Annotated in this window: 19 protein-coding genes; 7 read left to right on the forward strand and 12 right to left on the reverse strand. The window is 69.9% G+C overall.

All coding sequences use genetic code 11. The features are described from left to right. Window positions 1-82 precede the first annotated feature (82 nt). From MST3598_RS00990 to MST3598_RS01005, 4 genes are read left to right on the forward strand one after another with little or no spacing between them, the layout of a single operon-like run. Entirely contained in the window at window positions 83-841 is a 759-nt protein-coding gene (locus tag MST3598_RS00990) for a hypothetical protein (protein ID WP_029258840.1), read from the forward strand. Then, window positions 838-1893, forward strand: a complete 1056-nt coding sequence (locus MST3598_RS00995; RefSeq protein WP_081860091.1) for a peptidoglycan-binding protein — start codon at window positions 838-840, stop codon at window positions 1891-1893. The genes MST3598_RS00990 and MST3598_RS00995 overlap by 4 nt, the downstream gene beginning before the upstream one ends. Next, window positions 1890-2600 (forward strand): ABC transporter ATP-binding protein, encoded by a 711-nt coding sequence (locus MST3598_RS01000; RefSeq protein ID WP_021200167.1) that lies wholly within the window; start codon window positions 1890-1892, stop codon window positions 2598-2600. The genes MST3598_RS00995 and MST3598_RS01000 overlap by 4 nt, the downstream gene beginning before the upstream one ends. Continuing rightward, window positions 2597-3805: an ABC transporter permease gene (locus MST3598_RS01005; protein WP_029258842.1), complete on the forward strand. Its 1209-nt coding sequence runs from the start codon at window positions 2597-2599 to the stop codon at window positions 3803-3805. The genes MST3598_RS01000 and MST3598_RS01005 overlap by 4 nt, the downstream gene beginning before the upstream one ends. A 210-nt stretch (window positions 3806-4015) precedes the next feature. Here the strand turns inward: MST3598_RS01005 and MST3598_RS01010 are convergent, their stop codons facing one another. The 7 genes from MST3598_RS01010 to MST3598_RS01040 all read right to left on the reverse strand — a co-directional run bounded on the left by MST3598_RS01010 (window position 4016) and on the right by MST3598_RS01040 (window position 9144). After that, window positions 4016-4783 (reverse strand): ABC transporter permease, encoded by a 768-nt coding sequence (locus MST3598_RS01010; RefSeq protein ID WP_021200177.1) that lies wholly within the window; start codon window positions 4781-4783, stop codon window positions 4016-4018. Continuing rightward, complete coding sequence (locus MST3598_RS01015) at window positions 4780-5556, reverse strand: ABC transporter ATP-binding protein (RefSeq protein ID WP_029258843.1); 777 nt, start codon at window positions 5554-5556, stop codon at window positions 4780-4782. The genes MST3598_RS01010 and MST3598_RS01015 overlap by 4 nt, the downstream gene beginning before the upstream one ends. After that, window positions 5553-5924 (reverse strand): DUF1048 domain-containing protein, encoded by a 372-nt coding sequence (locus tag MST3598_RS01020; protein ID WP_021200179.1) that lies wholly within the window; start codon window positions 5922-5924, stop codon window positions 5553-5555. The genes MST3598_RS01015 and MST3598_RS01020 overlap by 4 nt, the downstream gene beginning before the upstream one ends. A 2-nt stretch (window positions 5925-5926) precedes the next feature. Beyond that, the gene (locus MST3598_RS01025) at window positions 5927-6283 is read right to left on the reverse strand and encodes a PadR family transcriptional regulator (protein WP_029258844.1); all 357 of its coding nucleotides are present in this window, start codon (window positions 6281-6283) and stop codon (window positions 5927-5929) included. 189 nt (window positions 6284-6472) lie between these two features. Then, window positions 6473-7234: a LysM peptidoglycan-binding domain-containing protein gene (locus MST3598_RS01030; RefSeq protein ID WP_157749842.1), complete on the reverse strand. Its 762-nt coding sequence runs from the start codon at window positions 7232-7234 to the stop codon at window positions 6473-6475. A gap of 51 nt (window positions 7235-7285) precedes the next feature. Then, entirely contained in the window at window positions 7286-7924 is a 639-nt protein-coding gene (locus MST3598_RS01035; RefSeq protein ID WP_029258846.1) for a response regulator, read from the reverse strand. After that, a complete protein-coding gene (locus MST3598_RS01040; protein WP_231494429.1) occupies window positions 7912-9144 on the reverse strand; it encodes a sensor histidine kinase in 1233 nt (410 codons plus the stop codon). Before MST3598_RS01040 ends, MST3598_RS01035 begins: the two co-directional genes overlap by 13 nt. 108 nt (window positions 9145-9252) lie before the next feature. Here MST3598_RS01040 and MST3598_RS01045 point away from each other — a divergent pair, with 108 nt between their 5' ends. The 3 genes from MST3598_RS01045 (at window position 9253) to MST3598_RS01055 (ending at window position 18015) form a co-directional block, all read left to right on the forward strand. Continuing rightward, complete coding sequence (locus MST3598_RS01045) at window positions 9253-10020, forward strand: ABC transporter ATP-binding protein (protein ID WP_029258848.1); 768 nt, start codon at window positions 9253-9255, stop codon at window positions 10018-10020. After that, complete coding sequence (locus MST3598_RS01050) at window positions 10020-12551, forward strand: ABC transporter permease (RefSeq protein ID WP_036271535.1); 2532 nt, start codon at window positions 10020-10022, stop codon at window positions 12549-12551. Before MST3598_RS01045 ends, MST3598_RS01050 begins: the two co-directional genes overlap by 1 nt. Before the next feature lie 655 nt (window positions 12552-13206). Further along, complete coding sequence (locus MST3598_RS01055; protein ID WP_231924905.1) at window positions 13207-18015, forward strand: beta strand repeat-containing protein; 4809 nt, start codon at window positions 13207-13209, stop codon at window positions 18013-18015. A 70-nt stretch (window positions 18016-18085) separates the two neighbouring features. Here the strand turns inward: MST3598_RS01055 and MST3598_RS01060 are convergent, their stop codons facing one another. The 5 genes from MST3598_RS01060 to MST3598_RS01080 form a co-directional block, all read right to left on the reverse strand. Further along, window positions 18086-20563 carry a LuxR C-terminal-related transcriptional regulator gene (locus MST3598_RS01060; RefSeq protein ID WP_029258851.1) on the reverse strand — a complete coding sequence of 826 codons (2478 nt, stop codon included), beginning with the start codon at window positions 20561-20563 and terminating at the stop codon, window positions 18086-18088. Window positions 20564-20750: 187 nt separating this feature from the next. Then, window positions 20751-22076, reverse strand: a complete 1326-nt coding sequence (locus MST3598_RS01065) for a threonine/serine ThrE exporter family protein (protein ID WP_021200188.1) — start codon at window positions 22074-22076, stop codon at window positions 20751-20753. Window positions 22077-22096: 20 nt separating this feature from the next. Then, complete coding sequence (locus MST3598_RS01070; RefSeq protein WP_021200189.1) at window positions 22097-23452, reverse strand: anaerobic C4-dicarboxylate transporter family protein; 1356 nt, start codon at window positions 23450-23452, stop codon at window positions 22097-22099. Further along, the gene (locus MST3598_RS01075) at window positions 23449-24189 is read right to left on the reverse strand and encodes a peptidase E (protein ID WP_029258853.1); all 741 of its coding nucleotides are present in this window, start codon (window positions 24187-24189) and stop codon (window positions 23449-23451) included. The genes MST3598_RS01070 and MST3598_RS01075 overlap by 4 nt, the downstream gene beginning before the upstream one ends. A 102-nt stretch (window positions 24190-24291) precedes the next feature. Next, entirely contained in the window at window positions 24292-25029 is a 738-nt protein-coding gene (locus MST3598_RS01080) for an SGNH/GDSL hydrolase family protein (RefSeq protein WP_029258854.1), read from the reverse strand. Between the last annotated feature and the right edge of the window lie 120 nt (window positions 25030-25149).

Raw genomic sequence — 25149 nt, forward strand, 5'->3', positions numbered from 1 at the left:
CGTCATACCCCCAGCAAACCAGCGCATCCGTAGAACTGACTGCACGTCGCGGACGAGCTGCGACCGCGAGAAAGGGAAAGTCATGTTCGACTCGAAAGCACGCCGGTCCATGGTGGTGATGCCCGCTGTCGTGGCGCTCTTCGCGCTCTCTGCGTGCACCGCCCCGTCCGGGGACGACAAGGCGAAGGACGGCGCGAATGATGCGGCCGCTGCGCGGTTCGTGAGCTGCCTGACCGACGAGGGCCAGACGGCGAAGATCGTCGAAGGCGGTCAGGTCGGGCTGCTGATGCCGGATGCTCCCGGTGACGGGGCGATGGGCACGCTGAGCGACAGTACCGCCTCTGCCGGCGCCGGAGAGGAGATGGCGATGACGATGATCTTCACGGACGACGACGGCACGTGGATGGCCTCGACAGCGGCATCCGGCTACCCCGAGGACGGCGGCCAGCGCGCGGCGTGGGAGGCGTGCGAGGAGAAGGTCCCCGAGTTCACGCAGCCGGAGCCGGACATCTCGATGAAGGCGGGCGCCGAGACGCAGATGATCTCCCCCGAGGAGCTCACGGAGGCCGGGCTCGCCTTCGCGTCGTGCGCACGGGACAACGGCTTCACGGACTTCGCCGACCCCGACTCCGACGGCATGCTGACGCTGCCGACGGGCATCACCGAAGACGAGGCGCGCACCCTCCTCGAGGCGTGTGCGGAGAAGGCGGGCGACATGCCGCCCATGTTCACGCAGGAGAGCATCGAAGCCGTCGACTTCGACTGGTTCGCCCTGATGAGCGAATACTTCGAAGGCGCCTTCACCGCGGCGACCGTCATGCCCTCCGGAGGCGAGGAATGAGCCGCCGGGTGACGAAGGTGCTGCTGCCGGTCGGGGTGCTGCTCGTGGCCGGGGCGGTGGCACTCGCAGTGCTGCAGCCGTGGAGCTCGGTGGCCGAGTCTCCGGACGACGCCGAGAAGCCGGTCACCGCCACGGCCGAGCTCACCACGCTGACCTCCGACCTGCGGCTGAACGGCACCCTCAGCTACGGAGCGTCCATCGCGCTGCCGGGGCGCGGGGGGACCATCACACGCCTGCCCACCGCGGGTGAGGTGATCGGCGTCGGCCAGGCGATCTACGAGGTCGACGGGAAGCCGGTGATCGCGATGCGCGGCGACCGTCCGTTCTGGCGCGACCTCGGCGTCGGCGTCGAGAAGGGCCCGGATGTGCGCCAGCTGGAGCAGGCGCTCGCCGACCTCGGCTTCGGCAGGAACATGACGGTGGACGACGAGTTCACCGCGGTCACGGAGACCAACGTCAAGGCCTGGCAGAAGTCGCTCGGGGTGCCGCAGGACGGCATCGTGAAGCTGGGAGACGTGGTCGCGATCACCGCCGCATCGGTGCGCATCGAGTCGGTGAAGGGAAAGCTGGGAGACCCCGCCGGGACGAGTCCGCTGACCTACACCAGCACCACCCTGCGTGTGGTCGCCAAGCTCACCGACGCGCAGGCCCGCGAGATCCTGCCGGGGACCCGCGTGACCGTGGTGCTGCCGGACGGGACGGAGGTGCCCGCGACGGTGACCGCCGTCGACCCCGGTGGTCAGCCGACCGAGAAGGAGGGCGAGACCACGCCCGCCACGGCGAACGTGGAGTTCGACGATCCGGCCGTCGCCGAGGGCATCGGACTGCGTGCGGTCAAGGTCGTGTTCGCGACCTCGGAGGTGAAGGACGCGCTGGTCGTGCCGGTCACAGCCCTGGTGGCGACGACCGACGGAGGCTATGCGGTCGACGTGCTGCGCAAGGGCGGCAAGGTCGAACGGGTCGCCGTGGAGGTCGGACTGATCGCCGACACCAAGGTGCAGGTCACGGGCGGAGACCTCGCTGCCGGCGACGCCGTGGTGGTGGCGCAATGACACCGGACACCGTGGTCGAGCTCGTCGACGTGATCAAGGAGTATCCGGGAAGTCCACCGTTGCGCGTGCTGCACGGCATGAGTCTCGCGATCGAGAGCGGAGAACTGGTCGCAGTGGTCGGGGCATCCGGATCCGGCAAGAGCACGATGCTCTCGATCATGGGTACGCTCGACGATCCCACCAGCGGCACCGTGCTGATCGACGGGACGGATGCCGCAGCCCTCGCCGAGCGCGAGCGGGCGGTGCTGCGCGCTCGCCGCATCGGGTTCGTGTTCCAGCAGTTCTTCCTGTTGCCGGCGCTCAGCGCGGTCGACAACGTGGCGCTCGGACTCCTCTACTCGGGAGTGCCTGCTGCGGAGCGCGCGGTGCGTGCCGCGGCCGCCCTGGAACGGGTCGGTCTCGGCGCCCGCATGAAGCACCGACCCGGGCAGCTCTCCGGAGGGGAGCAGCAGCGGGTGGCCATCGCCCGCGCGATCGTCGGGAATCCGTCGGTGCTCTTCGCCGACGAGCCCACGGGGGCGCTCGACTCCACCACGGGCGACCGCATCCTCGAACTCCTCACCTCGATCGCCGACTCCGGCACCGCGGTCGTGATCATCACTCATGACCCGCACATCGCGGAGCGCACGCAGCGGCAGGTCGGCATCCACGACGGACGCATCGTGAGCGATACGGGCTCACCGGATCGGGAAGAGGTCGCGGCATGAGGCGCCGAGGGGAGCGGATGCCGCGGCTGAGCGTCGCGGACAGCATCCGCACGGCGCTCATCGGACCGCGCAGCCGCAAGATGCGCACGGCCCTGTCGGCGCTCGGCGTCGCCGTGGGCATCGCGGCACTCACCGCCATCACGGGTATCGCCGCATCGAACCAGGCGGAGCTGCTGGCCAAGCTCGACGCGCTCGGCGCCAACATGATCGTGGTGCAGCCGGGGTACGGGCCGGACAACAAACCGGTCGCACTGCCCGAGACGGCCGGCGGGATGATCGAGCGGGTGACGGGGGTGGAGCAGGTCGGGGTGCTCGAGAAGGTGCCGGACGGTACCGGCGTGTATCGCAACGACCTCATGCCGAAGAGCCAGGGCAACGGGCTGACCGCGTATGCGGCGAGTCCCGACTTCCTCTCGTCGGTGGAGGGATCGGTCGCGAAGGGGTCGTGGTTCGACGAGACCGACCGCTCCCTGCCGGTGACCGTGCTCGGGTCAGCGGCAGCTGCGCGCATGGGCATCACGGAGCCGGGCGTGCGGGTGTGGATCGGCGAGCAGTGGTACACCGTGATCGGGATCCTCGACTCGGCCGGGCTCGCGGAGGACATCGACGCGAGTGCCTTCCTCGGCGATCATTGGGCGGCCGAGCACGTGTCGGCGAAGGGCGATGACACGATCGCCTCGATCTACGTGCGCATGGCCGACGGCGGCACGGGCGAGAAGGTCCGAGACGCGATCGCGCGCGCCGCGAATCCGTCGTCCCCGTACGTGCAGGTGACCGGACTCGGCGACCTCGCCGGGGCGCGGGACACCGCGGATGACTCGCTGTCCGGCCTCGCGGTCGGTCTCGCGGCGATCGCGCTGCTGGTCGGAGGGATCGGCATCGCGAACACCATGGTGGTGGCGGTGCTGGAGCGGCGTGGCGAGATCGGACTCCGGCGGGCGCTCGGCGCGCGTTCGGGTCAGATCGCGGGTCAGTTCGTGGCGGAGGCGATCGTGCTCGGCGGCCTGGGGGGCGTCGCCGGTCTGCTGCTGGGGGCCGCGGGCGTGTTCGTCTACGCCGGCATCCAGGGGCAGGCGGCGACGATACCCCTCGTGGTGCTCGTCGGGGGCCCGGCCGTGGCGCTGGTGGTCGGTGTGATCGCGGGGCTGTATCCGGCGATCAGCGCCGCCCGCCTCTCGCCCACGTCGGCGCTGCGTACGGTGTGAGCCGCCTCCGTCCGGGCGGAGTTCTCCGCGTCGGGAGGAGCATCCGGGCGGAAGGATCCTCCCGAGAGGGGGAACTCCTCCCTACGCCGAGGTCCGAAGCTACGCCGAGGTCCGAAGCTACGCCGAGGTCCGACACCTCGCCGAGCGCGGCGAAACGCCCCGGCCGGGTCGAGTGACCCGGTCGGAGCGTCCCGTCTCGCTGGGCGAAGATCAGCTGACCTTCTTCCGGTACGAGATGATGGCGAACACGTAGGCGACCACGAGGATGCCGACGCACCAGGCGAGGGCGACCCAGATGTCGTTGCCGACGGGCTTCTCGGCGAAGAGTGCCTGGATGGTGTTGACGATCGAGGTGACCGGCTGGTTGTCGGCGAACCACTGCACCGGAGCCGGCATGGTGTCGGTCGGCACGAATGCCGAGCTGATGAACGGCAGGAAGATCAGCGGGTACGAGAACGCGCTCGCGCCGTCGACCGTCTTCGCGTTCAGACCCGCGATGATCGCCAGCCACGTGAGGGCCAGGGTGAACAGCATCAGGATGCCGATGACTCCGAGCCAGGCCCAGAAGCTCGCCCCGGTGCGGAAGCCCATCAGGAATCCGACGCCGAAGATGATCGCCAGGGTGATGGCGTTGGCCGTGAGAGACGTGAGCACGTGCGCCCACAGCACGCTCGATCGCGCGATCGGCATGGAGTGGAACCGCTCGAAGATGCCGCTCTGCATGTCGGTGAACAGTCGGAACGCCGTGTAGGCGATGCCGGATGCGATCGCGATGAGCAGGATGCCGGGCAGCAGGTAGTTCACGTAGTTGTCGGTGCCGGTGCTCTGCTGGAGTGCACCGCCGAAGACGTAGACGAACAGGAGCATCAGCGCGATCGGGGTGACCGCCGTGGTGATGATCGTGTCGGGACTGCGGAAGATGTGCCGCATGGAGCGGCCGGTGAGTGTCGCCGTATCGGCGGCGAAGTGCGTGCTCATGCTGCGTTCTCCTTTCCGGAGGCCTTGGGGCCGATGAGGGTGAGGAAGATCTCCTCGAGGGTGGGCTGCTTCTCGACGTACTCGACCTTGGCGGCGGGGAGCAGCCGCTTGAGGCCGGCGAGGGTGTCGTTGGCGATGATGCGACCCTCGTGCAGGATCGCGATGCGGTCGGCCAGCTGCTCCGCCTCGTCGAGGTACTGCGTGGTGAGCAGCACGGTGGTGCCGCTGTTCGCGAGCTGTTTGACCACGTCCCACACCTCGATGCGGGCTTCGGGGTCGAGGCCCGTGGTCGGTTCGTCGAGGTAGATGACCTCGGGGTCGCCGACCAGGCTCATCGCGATGTCGAGCCGGCGACGCATGCCGCCGGAGTAGGTGCCGACCTTGCGGCCGCCGGCATCGGTCAGACGGAACGTCGCCAGCAGGTCGTCGGCGACCTTCCCGGCGTCGGGCAGGTGCCGCAGCTTCGCGACCAGCACGAGGTTCTCGCGTCCGGTGAGGATCTCGTCGACGGCGGCGAACTGTCCGGTGAGGCTGATGCGCTCACGGACGCCGACCGGGTCGGAGGCGACATCCACGCCCTGCACGGTCGCCGTGCCGGCGTCTGCCTTCAGCAGGGTGGAGAGGATGCGCACCATGGTGGTCTTGCCGGCGCCGTTCGAGCCGAGGAGGGCGAAGATGCTGCCCTTCTCGACCTCGAAGTCGACGCCGCGCAGCACGTGCAGATCCTTGTACGACTTCTCGATGCCGCGCACCGAGATGGCGGGGTTCGTCATGATTCGTTCTCCTTCTTCTTCGCGTCGTCGAACGCCTTGATGAGGCGTGCGCGCTCCTTGTCGATCCACTGCGTGCCGCCGTAGGCACGGGCGTAGTCCTCGGCGTACTCCACGGGGTCATCGCCCACGATGGCGCTGACCGGGGTGCCGTCGACTGCGGCGCGCTCCCACAGGTCGGCGAGGTCGAGGAACATCGTGACGATCGTGTCGCCGTCGGTGATGCCGCCGTAGTACAGGTAGTACCGGTACTGGGCGTTCGCCACCTCGCGGTACGGCGAGGGGAGGGCGTCGATGCGGGCCTTGGCCTGCTTGTACTGCTTCTTCTGCTCGAGCGATCCGGTGAGCGCTTCGATCCACTTTGCGGCCATGATCAGTTCTCCTTGTTCGGGGTGGTGCTCGTGTTGTCGGTCTTGTTCAGCTGTGCGATGTGCTGCGCGAGGAAGTCCCAGGTCTTCCAGAACTCCTCGAGCTCCTGGCGGCCCTGTGCGTTCAGGGTGTACACCTTGCGGGGCGGACCCTTCTCGCTCGGGACCTTCTCGACGTCGACGAGGTTCTTCTGCTCGATGCGCACGAGGAGTGCGTAGATCGTGCCCTCGGCGATGTCGGTGAACCCGTGGTCGCGGATGCGTGTGGTGATCTCGTACCCGTATGCCGGCTGCTCGGCGAGGAGGGCCAGAACGATGCCCTCCAGAGTGCCCTTGAGCATCTCGGTCATCTGCTTGCCCATCAGGTCCTCCTTTCGTTTCGGTTAGTACTCAGTGTTGCTGGGTACCGGTACAAAGTAACACCGAGTACCGGTACTTAGCAACACCGAATACCAAACTTTTTCGAACGAGATCCCGAAGCGGTTCCGGGCGCGCGAGAACGACCGTCGACGGCGACCGTCGACGGCGAGGCGTGGAGAGGGGAAGCGCTGCTACGGGAACATGCGGCGGAGCAGCGCCAGGTCGTCGATGCTCAGGGCCTGTGAGATCACGGCCGCCGTCTCCGGGGGCATGTCCTTCTCCAGCCGCTGCCATAGGAGCCGCGCGGCACCCAGGTCTGCGGTGGCGACAGCGGTCGAGAAGGCTGCCACTCCGTCGTAGTAGGGGATGGTCGAAGACCCGGGTTCGGCGTTGTACGGCGAGTAGATGTCGACGAATGGAAGCGTCGGGTCTGGTCGCAGGTAGAGCACGTCCCCGGGAGCGATCGGCTCATTGCCGCGCACGTGGTTGAAGCTGCCGACGGTGACGTAGTCGACGCAGAAGCGCTCGCCGATCGCGATGAGGCTGTCGCCGGTCTGCACCTCGTAGGAGAAGATCTCGCCGTCGGCATCGAGGGTGACGGGACCGCGTGCCAGCTCCGACGCGCCCATGTCGACGAGGTCGCCCAGGAGCTTCCCGTGGGCCGGGGAGCCGTCGTCGCTCCCGATGTTGATGAACGCGTTGGTGGTGCAATCACCCGGTCCGCCGGCGGGAACGCTGATGCCATCGCCCAGATCGACGTATCCGACCGGATCAGAGGCGTCGGCGGCACTCGTCGGGGCCGTGGAGGGTTCGGCGGCGAAGCGTTCCGACGCCCACGAAGCCGCATCGACGACGGCGGGTGCGGCGCTGATCACGGCGGGAGCGGCAACGGCGACCAGCCCGGCGACGGCCACGACGACGACGGCAGTGGTGATCCTGGTGTTGCGCTTCATCCCCGACAGCATGGCATCGCTCGGCACCGCGGCGGTAGAGCGGGTGCCGGGTCAGTTGCGCAGGTACGCGAGCACGGCGAGCACACGCCGGTGGCCGCTGTCACTTGCGGCGAGGCCGAGCTTGGCGAAGATGTTGCCGATGTGCTTGCTCACCGCGGTCTCGGTCACGAAGAGCCGTTCGGCGATGGTGCCGTTGTCGAGCCCCTCGGCCATGAGACCCAGTACCTCGCGCTCGCGGGGTGTGAGGGTCTGCACCGGATCGTCGGCGCGACGGCGGCTCATCAGCTGCGAGATCACCTCGGGATCCATCACCGTGCCGCCGGCGGCCACGCGGTGCAGGGCATCGATGAAGGCCGCGACCTTGCCGACACGCTCCTTGAGCAGATAGCCGAGGCCGTCGGCTCCGGCAGCCAGCAGCTCACCGGCGTACCGATCCTCGACGTAGGCCGACAGCACCAGCACGGGGAAACCGGGGCGGCGGGCTCTGGCTTCGGCCGCGGCCTTCAGCCCCTCGCTGGTGAAGGTGGGCGGCATCCGCACATCGACCACGGCGGCATCGGCCTCGTCGAGCCGGGCGAGGAATGCCTCGGCGTTGTCGACGGCCGCCACGACCTCGAACCCCTCGCTGCGCAGCAGCAGCGCCAGCCCCTCGCGGAGCAGGGTGTCGTCTTCGGCGATCACGATCCGCATGGCAGCTCCGCTCTCAGGATGGTGGGGCCGCCGACCGGGCTGGACAGCTCCAGCCCACCCTCGAAGGCCTCGAGGCGACGACGGATGCCGGCCACGCCGCCGCCCGGGCGTTCGGCTGCTCCGCCCACGCCGTCGTCCTCGACCGTGATCAGCAGCACCTCCCCCTCCCGTTCGACCCGCACCGCGGCCCGCGTGGCGTCGCTGTACTTGCTGACGTTGGTCAGAGCCTCGGCCACCACGAAGTAGCTGGCCGACTCGACGGCGGCCGGGACGCGTCCGACCCGCGACGTCTCGATCGTGCAGGGCACGGCGCTGCGCCCGGCCAGTGACGCCAGCGCCCCCTCCAGCCCGAGCTCGTCGAGGATCGGGGGGTAGATGTCGTGCACCGTGCGGCGGAGTCCGGCGAGCGCATCGCTGGCGGCATCCTGCGCTCGCCGCAGCGGTTCGAGCACGTCGCCACCGGTCTCCTGCGCGCGCTCGGCGATCCCGAGCATCATCACCACGTTGACCAGGCGGTTCTGCGCACCGTCGTGCAGGTCGCGCTCGATGCGCCGCAGTTCGGCCGCGTGGGCATCGAGCGCGGCGGCGCGGCTGAGGGTCAGGGCGTCGACCCGTGCGGCGAGGCGCGACTTCTCCGGCGTCGCGAGCAGCGTCGCCGACACGTACGACACCAGCCGTGCGACCGCGGGGATCAGGAGGATGGACAGGATCGCGTACGCCGCCGCGAGCAGCGGCATCGTGGCCGCGAGCTCCCAGGAGGTGACGGGGTACACCGAGCCCACGGGGTCGTCGGCGGGAGCGAACTGCCAGTAGTAGGTGATCGCGAGGGTGTTGACCGCCGCGACCGGCAGCGAGATCGTCAGCAGTGAGACGAACAGCACGGGGAGCCCCTGCACGGCGAGCCACAGCACGTCGCGGCCGGTGGCGCGCGAGAAAGCGAAGCGCAGACGATCGTCGATGGTCGAGGCCGGCGGGAGCACGTGGCCGATCGGCGTCAGCTCCTCGCCCCGGTAGGCGCCGACACGACGGCGGTTCAGGTCCGTCCAGCGGTGCAGGCTTTGCACGGTCTCGGGCATCAGCAGCACGCCGCCGGTGAGGATCATGAAGGGAAGCAGGACGATGCCCAGGCAGAGGAACACCACGGAGGCGATCGAGACTCCGGCCTCGACGGCCAGGTATCCCCACGCGCGCAGCCATCGCCGCATCCGTCCGTCCTTCACTCTCACAGTCTGCCCGAGCGGTCGGAGCGGCACGGTATAGCCAGCACCACCATCGAAGCGGCAGCGGGCGGGATGGGATGCCGTCCGCCCCGTCCCTAGCGTCGGATCATGACCTTCACCCCACTCTCCCCGGCCGTCGACGCGCGGCCCTCCGAAGCACTGCGGCTGCAGTCCGTCGTCAAGACCTACGGCACAGGTGCCAGCCGCGTCACGGCCCTCCGTGGCGTGAACCTCGCCATCGCGAAGGGCACGTTCACCGCGATCATGGGCCCTTCGGGCTCGGGCAAGAGCACCCTGCTGCACAGCGCCGCAGGACTCGACCGGCCGAGCAGTGGCACCGTGCACCTCGGCGGAACCGAGATCTCGGGGCTGAAGGCACGCCAGCTCACCGCCTTCCGCCGCGATCACGTGGGCTTCGTGTTCCAGGCGTACAACCTGCTCCCCGCACTGAACGTCGAAGACAACATCACTCTGCCGCTGCGACTCGGCGGCCGTCGACTCGAGGCGCCGTGGCTCGACTTCCTGCTCGACGCCGTGGGGCTCACCGAGTACCGTCGTCGTCGCCCCTCCGAGCTCTCCGGGGGCCAGCAGCAGCGGGTGGCGATCGCCCGCGCGCTCATCACCCGGCCGCATGTGGTGTTCGGCGACGAGCCGACCGGCGCGCTCGATTCCCGCTCCGGCAAGCAGGTTCTCGACCTGCTCGCGCACACGGCGCGCGAGCTCGATCAGACGGTCGTGGTCGTCACGCACGACCCGGTGGTGGCCGCGCACGCGGATCGCACCATCTTCCTCGCCGATGGAGCCTTCGCGGGATACCTCGACGGTGCCGACCCCGCGCAGATCAACGCCCGCATGAGCGCATTGGGGGAGTGGTGATGTCGGGCACGCTGGGCTTGAGTCGACTCGTCGGTGCCGATCTTCGCCATCACCGCGGGAGCTTCGTGGGAGTGGCGGTCGCGGTGTTCGTGGCGAGTGCACTGGTGACGGGCCTCGGAGTCCTCGTCGAATCCGGTATTCGCGGAGGCTTGGCGCCGGAACGCTATTCCGCGGTCGACGTGGTGGTCGGTGCGCCGCAGCAGGTCGATGTGCCGGAAGACCTGCCGGTTCCCCTGCGGGAACGCGTGCCGCTGCCCGCCGACGCAGCGCGCGACATCGCCGCTCTTCCCGGAGTCGACCGCGTCGTGGCCGACGTCACGATTCCGCTCTCACTGCAGGATGCCGGTGCGGATGCCGGTGCCGGCGGTTCCGTCCTGGTCGAGGCGCACCCGTGGCCCTCCACTGCGCTGACCGGCTTCGAGCTGCGCGAGGGTCAGGAGCCCGCGGCAGCCGACGAGGTCGTCGTCACCGCGGGCAGCGGTTTTGCCGTGGGCGACGCGGTCGTCCTCGCGCACGGCGGCGTTCCGTCGGAGTACCGCGTGGTCGGCGAGGTCGCGGCACCGGTGATGCCGGAGCGAGGAGCGCACGTGTTCCTCAGCGAGCGTCGCATCGACCAGCTCGACCCGCACGAGGGGGCCGCGCAGGCACTCGGCGTGTTCGTCTCGGGCGTCGACCCCGAGCAGACGGCCGGTGCGATCCGCGAGGCCTTCCCCGACCTGATCGCCCGCACGGGAGACGCCCGCGGCGACGTCGAGTTCCTCGACTCGGGCGCCGCGCGTTCGACGCTCGTGGCCATCGGCAGCGCGTTCGTCGGCACCTGCATCCTCGTGGCGATGTTCATCGTGGCGGGCACCCTGTCGCTGTCGGTGCAGTCGCGCCGCCGTGATTACGCGCTGCTGCGGGCCGTCGGGGCGAGTCCGTCCCAGGTGCACGCGCTCGTCGCCCGCGAGGTGCTGTGGGTCTCGGCCGTCGCGGTGCTGCTCGGCATCGCGCCGGGATACCTGCTGTCGACCGTGCTGCAGGCGGCTTTCGTATCCGGTGGCGTGATCCCCGGCGACTTCGCCCTGGCCACAGGTCCTCTCCCCGCCGTCGGCGCGGTGCTGCTCGTGCTGGCCTCGGCCTGGGGTGCGGCGCGCATCGCGGCGGCCCGGGTCGCGAAGCTCGATCCGGTCGAAGCGCTGCGGGAATCGGCGACGGGCGCTCCGGCCATCGGTCTGCCGCGCATCATCACCGGAATCGTGCTCGCCGCCGCGGGGATCTCGGTCTCGACGGTGCCGCTTGTCGTGCGCGGGCAGGTCGCCGCCGGCGCGGCTGCCGGTGCGGCCATGCTGCTGATCGTCGCGCTCGCGGTGCTCGGCCCGTGGCTGGTGTCGTTGAGCGTCCGGCTGGTCGGCACCGTGCTGCGTCGCTCGTCGTCTGCGGGCTTCCTCGCGTCGGCGAACGCCGCGGCGCACAGCAGGCGGCTGGCGTCGGCCATCCTGCCGATCGCTCTCGGCATCGGGCTGGGCCTCGTGCAGATCGGGGCGCCGTCGATCATCGCCGCGGAGGCGGCGACCCAGGCCAGCGCCGGGGTGATCGCCGACCTGCGGGTGGCCGCGCCGTCGGGACTCTCGCCGGAGGCGGTCGACGTGATCCGCGAGATGGCCGGGGTGGCCGAGGCGTCGGGGGTCGCGCTCAGCGCGGCGGTGGTGGACTCGTTCGATTTCGAGGGCAAGCTGGAGCGTGCCGAGCATGTGCTGCAGGGCGTCGACCCGGAGAACATCGCGCACAGTCTCGATCTCCGCGTGCGTGAAGGATCGCTCGCCGACCTCGACGGCATCGCGACGGTCGCGGTGAGCACGGATGCCGCGCAGACGCTCGGGCTGGGTATCGGCGGCACGGTCGTCGGACACCTCGGAGACGGTTCGCCGCTAAAGGCCACGGTCGTCGCGGTGTACGAGCGGGGTCTGGGCTTCGGCGACCTCACCATGGCCGCCGAAGAGGTCAGAGCCCACACCACGACGGGTCTCGATGCCTTCGCGCTCGTGGCGGTCGACGAGGCGGCGACCGGCGAGGTCCGGGCCGCGCTGGAGGCGCGCGGTCTGCTCGTGACCGACGGATCGGGGCAGGAGGCCGCGGGGGCCGGAGCGCACGCCCAGAACGGGTGGGTGAACCTCGTCGCACTGCTGGTGATCCTCGGCTACATCGCGATCGCCGTGGTGAACACGCTCGTCATGGCGACGGGTGAGCGCTCACGGGAGCTGGCTCTGCTGCAGCTGATCGGATCGTCCCGCGGGCAGGTGCGCTCGATGATGCGGATCGAGGCCGTGCTCGTGGCGGTGATCGCGATGGTGTTCGGCGTGGTCGTCGCGATCCCTCCGCTCATCGGCGTGAGCATGGGCATCTCGGGGCAGCCGATCCCCGCGCTGCCCGTGCTGGGATCGCTCCTGATCGTCGGGGCGATGGGCGCGCTGGCGCTCGTGGCGATGTGGGTCGGGACCACGGCGACCATGCGCACCCGTCCCATCGACGAGATCGGGTCCCGGCAGTAGCCACGCTGCGGAGGGGCGCGCCGGAGTCGTCGGTGCGCCCCTCTTCGCGGGAACGGGGGAAGCCGTCGTACGGGGTGAAAAGACGGGGTGAATTCTCCGGGATCGGCAGGATCGCGTCTCGGCCGACGGGCAGGCTGGCGGTGGCCCGGACCGAGTTCACCATGCCCGAATGGTGCTCGGCGGTCGCCTGAGGGGGCGGGGGCTTCCGTGCGCGAGTGCGCGCCGGGGAAGCGATGAATGGGGAGACAGTCATGGCGTTTCGTGTTGCCCGCAAGGACCGCACATCCGATGGCCTTCCGTCCGAGCGGCGCAGCCGCTGGCGGGGCCGCGCGAGAAAGCTGATCGGCGGCGCCGTGAGCACGGCGCTCGTCGCCTCGTCGATGGTCTTCATCGGCGGGACGCTGACGGCAGCGCCGGCAGCTGCGGCTGATCCGTTCCTCTGCACCCCCGGAGCGGTGTACGTGCAGAGCGCGACCGAGGTGCGCGAGTTCGTCGTGAACGAGCAGGGCGGTGCCCCCGGCGAAGGGGAACGCTCGGTGCCACGACCCTCGGCGTCGACCACTCCAACAACGCCCTGGGCATCTCGTCCAGCGGCCAGTACGCCTACACGGTCACCAACGCCGCCGGAAGCAAGGTGCTGGCCAAGCACGACCGTGTGACCGATGTCACCACGCGCACGTCGTTCACCCTCAACTCGTCGGTGCTGCGTGGCGCCGTGCACCCCGACACGGGCGTCTACTACTTCGCCAGCGGCACGATCAACGGCGCGATCAACATCTACGCGTGGGAGGAGAACCTCACGCCGCAGACCTACGTGCAGGTCGGAACCCTCCGCCCGACCGCCGGCAGCAGCGCGTTCGGCGCCAACGGCGACATGGCCTTCAGTGCCTCGGGTCAGCTCGTCCTGGTCGCGGACAACTTCATCTACTCCGCCGACCTGCCCGCCACGGTCACGCCGAGCACGGCCACCATCGAGGCCAAGCAGGTGCACGACATGGGTGCCGGTGTGCAGGGCAACGGCATCGCGTTCGGAAACCTCGGGCACATCTTCGTCTCCGCGTCCGGTGGCGGAAACCGCATCATCGAGGTCGACCTGCCCCGCGGGCAGACCGTCAACACCACGTCGCTCGGGTCCTTCGCTCCCACCGACATGTCCAGCTGCACCTTCCCGAACACCCTCACGCTGAAGAAGGACCTCCCCGCGGGGCGCCACTCGGCCACCGACCAGTTCGCGCTGCGCGTGCAGTCGCCCGCCGGCTACCAGGTGGCGCAGACCGACGCCACCACGCGCGGAGAGCGCACGGGCCTGCAGCCCGATTACGCGGGCCCGGTCTTCACCAACCAGGGCGACACCTTCCGCCTGTCCGAGGCGGCATCCGGCACGACGGATCGCACCCGGTACGCCGAGTCGCTGGACTGCGTGCAGGTGAACCCCAACGGGACCACGACCCCGGTGGCGGTGACCGCCTCGGGCGAGGTGACGCAGCCGTCGGGCTCGCGCGGCACCGACGTCACGTGCACGTTCACGAACGTGCGGCTCGTGCCCGGCCTCGCTCTGCGCAAGACGTCCGACCCCGCCGACGGCCTCGCCGTGCAGGCCGGCCAGCGCCTCACGTACACGGTCGAGGCCGAGAACACCGGGAACACGGTCCTCGACCCCGTGCAGGTGAACGACGACCTCTCCGGCGTGCTCGCGTTCGCCGAGTACCAGGGTGATGTCGTCACCAAGATCGACGGCACGCCCGTGGCGTCTGGGGCCGCCACCGTCACAGGTGACGACCTCGCCTGGACCGGTGCGCTCGAGCCCGGTCAGGTGCTCAGCGTGACCTACTCGGTCATCGTCGACGCCGGCGTCGAGGGTGAGCGGATCGCCAACAGCGTCACCGCCTCGGGCACCCCGCCCGGCACGCTCCCTCCGCCCGTCACCCCGCCCGTGACCACCGAGCACCCCGTCGCGGGCTTCACCGTCGCCAAGACCTCCACCCCCGCAGCGGGAACGGTCGTGGAGCCGGGTCAGGTCATCGAGTACACGGTGACCGGGACCAACACGGGGGCGACCACGCTGAACCCCGCGTCGATCGCCGACGACCTGTCCGGTGTGCTCGCGCACGCCGCCTACAACTCCGACATCGCGACCTCGGTCGCCGGCGCGCCCCTCACCACGGGCGCCGCGACCATCACCGGTGACGACCTCGCCTGGACCGGCGCGCTCGCCCCCGGGCAGGCTGTGACCATCACGTACTCCGTGACCGTGGATGCGGACGCCTCGGGAGAGATCCTGAAGAACTCCGTCACCGGCACCGCGACGCCGACCACGCCGAAGCCCGGTGATCCCGAGGGGCCGGAGGTGCCGGGCGAGCCGATCGTCCCGCCGACCGTCACCACCGAGCACCCGGTCATCGGGTCGGGCTTCACGATCAGCAAGTCCGCCGATCCCGCGTCGGGCACGGCGGTCTCGGCCGGTGACACGGTCACGTACACGATCACCGGCACCAACACCGGTGACACCGACCTCGACCCGGCCCGCATCGTCGACGACCTCTCGGGTGTGCTCGACGACGCCGGCTACAACGACGACGTCACCGCCGACCGCGGCTCCGTCACCGTCACCGGCAGCACGCTGACCTGGTCGGGTGAGGTGCCCCGCGGAGCCTCCGTCACGATCCGCTACTCGGTGACCGTCGACGCGGGTGTCCAGAAGGCGCTGCTGCACAACGTCGCCACCGGCACCGCCACGCCGCAGATCCCCGTCGACCCGACCGACCCCGCTGGTCCCTCGACCCCGGGAACGCCGATCGTCCCGCCGGCGGTGGAGACGAACCACCCGGTCGTGGACACCGGCTTCGAGGTCGTGAAGTCCGCTGACCCGGCCTCCGGTACCGCCGTGCGTGCGGGTGACACGATCACCTACACGATCTCGGGTGTCAACACGGGCAACACGACGCTCGATCCGGCGACGATCGTCGACGACCTGTCGGCCGTGCTCGCGCACGCCCGGTACGGTGACGACGCGACCGCTTCGACCGGCGCGATCGCCCTCGACGGCACCACCCTGACCTGGAACGGGACGCTCGCTCCCGGCGCTCGGGTCGAGATCACCTACACGGTCACGGTCGACGAGGATGCCACCGGTGTGCTGCTGCGCAACACCGTCACGGGTGAGGGCACACCCCTCATTCCGGTCGACCCGACGGACCCGGGCAGCCCGACCACACCGGGAACCCCGGTGACGACGCCCCCGTCGACGACGGAGCACCCGGTCGCCACCCCCGGATTCACGGTGACCAAGTCGGCCGATCCCGTCACCGGGACGCGCGTCGATCCCGGCAGCGTCATCACCTACACGGTCACCGGCACCAACACGGGTGACACCGTGCTCGACCCGGCTTCGATCGCCGACGACCTGCGCGGTGCGCTGGCCCACGCGTCGTACAACGACGACGTGACCGCCACCCGCGGGGACGTGAGCGTGGCTCGCGGGGCCCTGTCCTGGAGCGGAATGCTGCGCCCGGGTCAGGACGTCGTCATCGTCTACTCGGTGACGGTCGATCCGACCGCCGGTGGCGAGACGGTCGCCAACACGGCGACGGGCACGGCGACTCCGCTGATCCCGACGGACCCGAGCGACCCCGACAGCCCGACGACCCCGGGCACGCCGATCACCCCGCCGCCCTCGACCACGGAGCACCCGGTCAACGCACCCGGCTTCACGTTCGCCAAGACGGCCGATCCGGCACCGGGCACCGCCGTGGACCCCGGTGACGTGCTCACCTATACGCTGACGGCCGTCAACACCGGTCAGACCGCCCTCGACCCGGTCGAGATCACGGATGACCTGTCGAAGGTGCTGCCGTACGCGTCGTACAACTCCGATGCCGTGGCCGTGATCGGCGGGCAGCCCGCCGGTGCGGTGTCCGTCGCCGGAGTGAAGCTCCGCTGGTCGGGCGCGCTCGCGGTCGGCCAGACCGTCACCGTCACGTACTCCGTCACGGTCGGGGCGGACGGCGTGGGGTCCGTGCTCGAGAACAGTGCGACCGCGACCGCGACCCCTCCGGGGGGATCGGTCATCACCCCGCCGCCCGGCATCACGACGAACGTCGTCAACGTGCCCGGATTCTCGGTGTCGAAGAGCGCCGATCCGGCGGCGGGCACCGCGGTCGACCCCGGCAGTGTCATCACCTACACGGTGACCGGCGTGAACACCGGCGAGACGATCCTCGACCCGGTCACGATCGTCGACGACCTCTCGGGAGTGGTCTCGCACGCCGACTACAACGGCGACGCGACCGCCAGGATCGGCACCACCGCGGCGACCGCCCCTGTGGTGACCGGTGACCGGCTGTCGTGGGATGGTGTCCTCCCCGTCGGTGCGACCGTCACGATCACGTACTCCGTGACCGTGCAGGCCGACGCCGGGGGAACGGTCATCGCGAACTCGGTCTCGGGCTCGGCGACCCCGCCGGGAGGTGTGCCGCCGATCGAGACCCCTCCCGCGACGACGGAGCATCCGGTGAACGAGCCCGGCTTCGAGGTGCGCAAGTCGGCCGACCCCTCCTCGGGAACCCGAGTCGACCCCGGCAGCGTCATCACCTACACGGTGACCGGCGTGAACACCGGTGAGACCGCACTGGCGCCTGTGAGCATCAGCGACGACCTGTCGGGCGTGCTCGCCTACGCCGCCTACAACGGCGACGCCACCGCGACGGTGGTCGACGGGTCAGCCCCGGCTCCTGTCGTGGACGGCGACGCGCTCACCTGGACGGGCGCTCTCGCCGTGGGCCAGCGCGTCACGATCACGTACTCGGTCACCGTGAACGGCGACGCGGGCGGTGCGACGATCGCGAACACGGTCTCCGGTACCGCCACCCCGCCGGGTGGTGCGGTGATCACGCCTCCGCCCGTCACGACGGAGAACCCTGTCGGCACCCCCGGCTTCGCGTTCGTCAAGACCGCCGATCCCGGAACCGGTACGGCCGTCGCCACGGGAAGCGTCGTCACGTACACGCTCGTCGGCACGAACACCGGCGAGACGGGCCTCGACGAGGTCGTCATCACGGATGATCTCTCCGGAGTGCTGCGGCACGCCGACCTCCGCGCCGGCGCGACCGCCGTCGTGGGCGACGGCACGGCATCCGCACGCACGGTGGCCGCTCCCACGGTGGAAGGCACGCAGTTGCGCTGGTCCGGCAGCCTCGCCGAGGGCGAGAGCGTCACGATCACGTACTCCGTGACCGTGCACGCCGACGCCGCCGGAGCGAATCTGCGCAACGTGGCCGTGGGGACGGCCACGCCTCCCGGTGGCGAGACGATCACTCCGCCGACGAGCGTGACCGAGAACCCGGTGCTCACGCCGCTCGCTCTCACCGGCGGCCTGCTGGCCCCGTGGGTGCTGGCTCTCGCGATCGCGCTGCTGCTCGGCGGTGCCGTGCTGCTGATCGTGCGCCGTCGCCGGGCGCAGGTCTAGCGGACACGGGAAAGGCCTCGTCCGTCGCATGCGACGGACGAGGCCTTCCGCGTTCCCGCGGGACCGCGGGTCACTCCGGGAGCAGGCCGTGGCGCGCCGCCTGCTCCATCGCCTCGGCGCGGTTGTGCGCGCCGAGCTTGCGATAGATGCTGCGGAGCTGGGTCTTGAGCGTGTTCTGCGAGACGCGGAGCTCGTCGGCGATCGCCGGCAACGGCGCTCCCGACGTCAGGGCGCGCAGCACGATCTGCTCGCGGGATGACAGTCGTGGCCGGGTCGCGAACGACGGCAGCGCCGATCGCAGCGGGAAGGTCGCCCGACCGGTGGGGTCGAGATCGGATCGCACGGCGCCGAAGTCCTCGGCGCCCAGGAGCACGAGCGGGGTGGTGAGTCCCCGGTCGGTGAGCTGGGCGTTCAGGGCCTCGCTCGACGGCTGCGCGGCCGCAGCGGACACCCGGTGCAGCGCGGCGCTGTGCACGGCCGCTGCTTCGGCGCGCTCTCGGGCGGTGGACGGGCGCAGGCGGGTCTGCCCCAGAAGCCGGACCACGTCGGCGGTCCTGCCGTCGACGAGCGCCAGACGCGCCCGTTTGAGGACCGTGCCGAAACGGTCGGGAAGCGTATCCCGCTGCACGATGTTCCTGGCGGTGCTCACATCACCGAGGGCGAGGTGCAGGAGCGTCCTCGGGCGCGACAGGGCGTGGCGCACGTGAGGTGCACTCGCCTCTTTTCCCCGGAGACGGACGAACGACTCCAGGCGCTCCAGTCCGGCAGCGGCCTCACCCTCGTGCAGAGCGATCCATGCCTCCACGGAGGCCATCGTCGTCCAGTGCTCGCTCGTCGCCCGGTACGGTTCGAAGAAGCGGATGTGCCGCTTCGCCGCGGCGATGTCGCCGTCCTCGACCGCGAGCATCGCCTCGGCCACCCGGTAGTAGGTGCCCCGATAGCTGTCGAGGAGCACCGGGTCCCATCCGCCGTCGCGGATGAGACCGACATAGTGACGAGCCTCCGGCAGATCCCCGTTCAGGGCGTGGACCCCGGCGAGGAGGCATATCCCGTGGAAGGCGTTGGTGCTCCCGTGCGCCGCGGCCAGGGCGGTGGCCTCCTCCCACAGCCGGATCGCCTCATCCTGCTCTCCGCCGTAATAGAGCGAGATGCCCAGATGGGTGCACAGCAGCGGCATGTCGCGGGCGTACTGCTGCCACTGCGATTCGGGGGTCTCGTGGAACAGCGCCAGTGCGCGCGCCGCCACCTGGGCTGCCCGCTCCGGTCGACCGATGGCTCGCAGCGACGCGCTCTCGGCCGCCCAGATGAAGATCCGCTCTGTGGCCGAGAGCGTCGTGCGGCGGGCGTTCGCCGCCGCCACCGCCATGCGCAGCAGCTGGAGCCCGCGCTGGCGTCGGAGCCGGTTGGGTTTGAGGCACATCCCGAGCAGCATGGCCACGAGGGGCTCCCGCTTGAGCCGCGCCACGGGCACATCCCCGAGCAGCTCGACCACCGCATTCCGATCACGGTGGAGCAGCCGGTTCCATCCCGACATCGTGACGTGCGTCGCGAGGCGCAGGTCGTCGTCTTCCAGGGCGAGGCGGAGTCCCTCGAGCGGGAGGTCGCGGCGCACCGCACCTTCTGCCGCGACGCGCCGCAGCTGGGGGATCTCGTGCGGAGCGACCCGGCGGAGCTCGCGGCGCAGCATGCCTCGCGTGAGCGGCGTCAGGGCGAAGGCGCTGCGCCCGTCGGCGGCCCAGCGACCGAAGCCGAACGTCTCGGCCTGGTCCAGGGCTCTGGGGATCTCGGCGTCACCCGTCAGCGCCACCGCGAGCGGAACGTCGACCGACTCCGTGACGCTGATCCGCAACAGGCCCTGCAGGGTCTGCCGATCGAAGGCGCATTCGGCGAGCCGATCCTGCAGGTAGTCCTCGATCACGGTGGTGGCGGCGCGCAACGACACCGCGTCCGTTCCGGCGCCGCGGAGGGCCAGCGCACGGATGAGAGCGGGGAACCCTCCCGTCGCTTCGCGCGTGGCGATGGCCGTGTCTTCGTCGACATCGAGCGCCCGGCGGATCTCCTCGGCGTCGAACATGAGCTCTTCGGGGGCCAGGAGCGTCGTGTCGATCACGAGGTCGAGGCCCTCGCTGTCGAAGGGGCTGGGGCGGTTCGTGGCGACGATCAGGCGGGTCAGCGGGGTGGTGGCGACGGCTCGACACAGTGCGAACACGCCCTCGCGGTCGACGGCGGCCGCATCATCGAGCACCACGACCAGTGGACCGTCCACGTCGCACAGACGCGAGGTCACGGCGGCCCAGCCGTCTTCCGCGGCGGCGGAGTGCGCGGGAGCCGTGCCCGGCAGTACCCGCAGCAGCGCGCGGGCGAGGGCGTCGCCGGTCGCGATGGAAGGCGTCACGGTGATCCACACGACACGTGAGGTGGTCGCGGCCGCCCAATCGACGAGGGCGGTGGTCTTGCCCGACCCCGATGCCGACCGGACCAGCGTCAACGGCGTCTCGGTCTCGAGCGACGCGATCAGTCGTGGACGACTGATCGCGTGCGCCGACACTCGCGGTATATGTCCGTCCCCCTGCGCGACAAATGCCGACACCGTACCTCCCCAGGTCCCCACCCCTACGATATTCCGAAATCTCAGAGGGGCAAGCCAGAGGGGCAAGCCAGAGGGGCAAGCCAGCGGGAGGGAGTGCCGGTGATACCCGGGGGAGGGATGCCGGACTCTGCGCCGTCCGGTCGCGTCAGCGGTCGGCCGACCGACGCCACGGAGCCGTGAGCCGTGACCAGAATCTCGGAGTCGACGTGGTCTCGTCGGGCGCGGGCAGGGCCACGGCGAACTGCACGATCTCTTCCGCACCATGATGCACGACGCGGTACAGCGCGGTGCCGATGAGCACACCGAGGGCGATCGACATGACCGAGACGAGGGCCGCGACGAAGTCGGTGAGTCCGCCGTCGGTGGCGACCGCCTCGGTGAGTCCGACCAGACCGGCCGCTCCGGGGACGAGCAGCCAGAACGCCGGCAGGAACGTGAGCTGCGACGGCGCCCCGTGCCGGAGCCCCGCGATCCAGAAGACGACGGGGGTCATCACGAGCGCGCCGACGAAACCTCCGACCGTGGGGCCGACGAACTCGTTGCCTGCCCACTGCCCCGAATACGCGACGACCAGGGCGATCAGCACCCAGCCGAAGGTCGAGGGCGGCGCCGAGAAATGCAGATAGTTGCCGAGCGCGAAGACGAGGATGCCGATGATCGCCACCCACCACGGCAGGGGGGAGGTGGCCTCCAACGGTTCGTACGATCGCGACTCCACTCCCACCACGGTGCCGGCGGCGAGGATGCCGAACGCCAGGAGGGCCAGCTGCACGAAGCCGTAGACCAGGCGGGAGGCGCCGGAGATCATCTGTCCGGCCGCCAGCTCGACCGTCGCCGTGGTCAGCACGCCGCCGGGGAGGAACGTCACCAGCGGCGCGATGAGAAGACGGATCGGATCGCCGATCTCGATCACCTCGGCCAGGAGGAAGACTGCCGCCGCACACACGAACGCAGCGGCGATGGGCAGGATCAGCTGGAGTGTCGGCGACCGCACCAGCTTGAGCAGCCCGATACCGAAGCCGAGCACGAACGCGACGATCACGCCCTGCCAGGTTGGCGCGAGCAGCAGGGCGAGCCCGGTGGTGAGGATGGCGTGACCCAGGGTGCGCGTGAACCAGTCGAGCCGCGGGCGCATGGCTCCGATCTCGTTCAGTCGTCTGATGCCGTCGAGTGGCGGGATCGCCCCCGTCCGCGCCTGGCCGATCAGTTCGTACAGCGCGGCGATCTGATCGAAGCGGAAAGAGGCGTTCGTGGCGGAGCGGATCGCGACGCGGGCTTCCTCCGACTCCCCGGTCTCGACGAGGATGATCGTCGGCAGGACGACGAAGTCGGCGTCACCGCCGCCGTAGGCCTTCGCGACGTCGGTCATCGTGTCGCGGATGCGGTCGACCGATTCGGCCGAGGCGTTCATGCCCTGCGCCAACCCGAGCAGGAACTGTCGCAGTGCGGTCCGGTCGACGCCGTCGGTCATGTCGTGGACGACCGCTCAGCTCACGTGAACAGGAACGAGAGCGGCACGCCCACGATGATCGCCACGGCCACGTAGATGAGGTTCGGCAGTTGGAACGAGTGGTCGAAGACGAACTTGCCCATCTTGGTGGTTCCCGTCTGGTCGAACGCCACGGTCGCGACCTGGCTGCCGTTGGCCGGCAGCGTGTAGATGCCCATCGCCGCCGGCCAGAGCCCCACCAGGAGCGAGGCGGGCAGGCCGATCGTGATGCCGATCGGCACGATCGCGTTCGTGGCGCTCGACTGGCTGGTCGTGAGCATCGCGACTGCGAACAGCGCCAGCGCGAACAGCAGCGCACCGAGGAAAGCCGAAGACCCGGAGACCACCGAGCCGAGTCCGTCGACGATGAGGGTCTGGTTCGCGGCGACGAACGTGTTCGCCAGCCAGGCGATGCCGAAGAGCGCGATGGCGCCGACGATGCCGGCGGGGAACGTGGGCTGCTTGGGCACGTCGGCCGCCTTCACCTTGCAGAAGACGAAGATCAGGGCGGCGATGATGCCCATCACGACCTCGATGATCACGGTGACGCTGAGTCGAACCGGGTCGCCGGCGTCGTCGGTGCCGATGACCGGACGCAGATTCTCGAACAGGCCGAAGAGCACGATCACGCCGACGCCGGCCAGGAACAACGAGGCGGAGAGGACGGCGGTCGACGGCAGCTTCTTCTCGTGGGCGTCGGTCTCCGGCGGCTTGATCTGGTGATCGGCCAGGCGCCTCTGGAACTCGGGGTCGTCCTCCAGGTCCTTGCCGTGACGCATCATGACGAGTGCGGCGACGAAGAGCCCGACGATCGAGGCCGGCCACATGATGAGCAGCAGCCCGCCGAGGTCGACTCCCTGAGGGGCGAGCAGCACCACCATCGAGGCGGTGGCTGCGGAGACGGGGGAGCACAGGATGCCGACCTGCGAGGCGACGGCGGAGACCGAGAGCGCCCGCTCCGGACGGATCTTCTGCTGATACGAGACGTCGTAGATGACGGGCAGCAACGGGTAGAAGATGTTCCCCGTTCCGGCGCCCACCGTGAAGAGGAACGACATCGCCGGGGCGAGGAAGACCACGGATCTCGGCCTGCGTCTGATCACCTTCGCCGCGACCGACACCATCCAGTCGATGCCGCCGGCGGCTTGCATGGTCGATGCGGCGGTGATGACGGTGATGACGATGAAGACCGCATCGACCGGCGCATTGCCGGGCGCCTCGCCGAAGAAGAAGATGAGGACGGCCACGCCGACCAGCCCCCACACGCCGAGCCCGATCCCGCTCGTGCGGGTGCCCATGTAGATGGCGCCGATGACGACGATCAGCTCGGCGACGAGGATCCACACGTTGTCGTTCATGACGATGGTCCCTTCACGATCGGGGCGTTCCCGGCGAGCACCGTCGTGGGGAGTTCGGTCTCGACGATCTTGCCGTCGATGGCCTCGACGCGCAGCGCGAGGGCGTCCTCCACGGGGCTGACCGCGGTCACGAAAGTGGAGTTCTCGAAGTGCAGGGACTGGAGGTTGCCGACCGCGTACCCGGTGGAGAGCTCGCCGCTCAGCAGAGAGGCGTGGAACAGCGGACGGCGCTGGTCCTCGGCGTCGTAGTGCGGGCAGAAGCTGCCGTGCAGGAACCCGAGTCCCTCGGGAAGGACCTGCAGGGTGGGGCCGTAGCTGTCGGTGGTGCCGCCTTCGAACCAGCAGATGCCCCCGGCGCTGCCTCCGGTGAACACCACGTTCGAGTCGGGGTCCTCCCACATCTCGCGCATGATCTCGTCGAGGCCCTGACGCTTCCACACGTCGAGCATGTTCGCGGTGTTGCCGCCGCCGACGTGGATCACGTCGAAGCCCTTGACGAAGCCGGCGAGGTCGTCGACCGCGCGGTGGAAGAGCGGCAGGTGGTGTGGCGCGCACCTGTCGGAGTCGTAGGTGGAGTAGAAGCTCACGATGTACGCGCTGTCGTCACCCGTGGCCGTGCCTACGAAGAGGACGCGGGGTCGCTCCTTGCCGGTGAGCTCGAGGATGTAATCGTGCGTCGGGTCGTTCCGACGCTCCATCATGGCCTTCCCGGCCCCTGTTGCCACCACGTGAGACATGCCCCCACCTCTCCGACGACTGCGAATGCGCTCAACCTAGCGGGGGCCTGCGGCGGCGTCCAGAGGCCTTTCGTCCACCGAGGGTGAGGGCGTCCGAGCGGTCTAGCCGTTCAGCCGGGCGGTCGCGACCATTCCTTCGAGCAGGGCGAAGGTGCGCGCGCGGGGCCCGTCGGGGCGGATGCCGATCACGTGCGCGAGTTCGAGCGCGAGGGCCGCATGCCCTTCGGTGTTCGGGTGGAACGGATCGTTCATGAGCCCCCACGGGATGCCACCGGCGCCGATATCGGCGAAGCGGGCGTACTGGTCGACCAGGATCACGTCCTCGCTCGCGGCGACGTGCCGCACGGCATCGGCGAACTCGCCGATGCGCGCCCGCTCCGGGGCGTTGCGGGTGTCGATCGCGGGCGGGGTCTGCAGCACCGGGATCGCCCCGAGCCCGCGCACTCGCTCGACGAACTCCCGCAGCGACGCGGCGTAGTCGTCCGCCGTGATGACCTCGCGCGGTCCACCGTCGGAGGCGTCGTTCGTTCCGATCATGAGCGTGACGACGTCGGGGTGCCACGACGCGACGCGACGGTCCCAGTCGCCGAGGAGGTCGACGATGCGGTTGCCGCTGATCGCGGTGTTCAGCACGACGTCGCGCACGCGCTCCAGTTCGCCGCGGATCAGCTCGTGCAGGTGCTCCGGGTAGCTGCGCCCGCCCTGTGTGTGCACCAGCCCGTGGGTGATCGAGTCGCCCGTGATGACCCAGTTCAGCGGCTCCGGATCCGCGAGGGCCGCGGCGATGCGGCGGAGGTCGGAGGCGGCGGATGCGGAGACGGAGGATTCGGCGTTCGACACGGCACCGAGCCTATCGGCCGCTTCGGCATCGGCTAGGTTGGGACCGTGAGCCCTGAGTCCGACAGACCGTAGATCGCGGGTCGAGCGCCTTCCGCGCGCTCCCCGCATCCGCTGTCGACC

It is taken from the genome of Microbacterium sp. TPU 3598 (assembly GCF_002356155.1).
Taxonomy (GTDB): domain Bacteria; phylum Actinomycetota; class Actinomycetes; order Actinomycetales; family Microbacteriaceae; genus Microbacterium; species Microbacterium maritypicum_A.

Coding starts and splice junctions, on each gene's coding strand:
- MST3598_RS01015 (WP_029258843.1), bottom strand. CDS start 5,556: ATGACGAACCCCGCCATCTCGGTGCGCGGCATCGAGAAGTCGTACAAG.
- MST3598_RS01050 (WP_036271535.1), top strand. CDS start 10,020: ATGTCGGGCACGCTGGGCTTGAGTCGACTCGTCGGTGCCGATCTTCGC.
- MST3598_RS01075 (WP_029258853.1), bottom strand. CDS start 24,189: ATGTCTCACGTGGTGGCAACAGGGGCCGGGAAGGCCATGATGGAGCGT.
- MST3598_RS01000 (WP_021200167.1), top strand. CDS start 1,890: ATGACACCGGACACCGTGGTCGAGCTCGTCGACGTGATCAAGGAGTAT.
- MST3598_RS01030 (WP_157749842.1), bottom strand. CDS start 7,234: ATGAAGCGCAACACCAGGATCACCACTGCCGTCGTCGTCGTGGCCGTC.
- MST3598_RS01065 (WP_021200188.1), bottom strand. CDS start 22,076: ATGACCGACGGCGTCGACCGGACCGCACTGCGACAGTTCCTGCTCGGG.
- MST3598_RS01035 (WP_029258846.1), bottom strand. CDS start 7,924: ATGCGGATCGTGATCGCCGAAGACGACACCCTGCTCCGCGAGGGGCTG.
- MST3598_RS00990 (WP_029258840.1), top strand. CDS start 83: ATGTTCGACTCGAAAGCACGCCGGTCCATGGTGGTGATGCCCGCTGTC.
- MST3598_RS01070 (WP_021200189.1), bottom strand. CDS start 23,452: ATGAACGACAACGTGTGGATCCTCGTCGCCGAGCTGATCGTCGTCATC.
- MST3598_RS01020 (WP_021200179.1), bottom strand. CDS start 5,924: ATGGCCGCAAAGTGGATCGAAGCGCTCACCGGATCGCTCGAGCAGAAG.
- MST3598_RS00995 (WP_081860091.1), top strand. CDS start 838: ATGAGCCGCCGGGTGACGAAGGTGCTGCTGCCGGTCGGGGTGCTGCTC.
- MST3598_RS01005 (WP_029258842.1), top strand. CDS start 2,597: ATGAGGCGCCGAGGGGAGCGGATGCCGCGGCTGAGCGTCGCGGACAGC.
- MST3598_RS01045 (WP_029258848.1), top strand. CDS start 9,253: ATGACCTTCACCCCACTCTCCCCGGCCGTCGACGCGCGGCCCTCCGAA.
- MST3598_RS01025 (WP_029258844.1), bottom strand. CDS start 6,283: ATGGGCAAGCAGATGACCGAGATGCTCAAGGGCACTCTGGAGGGCATC.
- MST3598_RS01010 (WP_021200177.1), bottom strand. CDS start 4,783: ATGAGCACGCACTTCGCCGCCGATACGGCGACACTCACCGGCCGCTCC.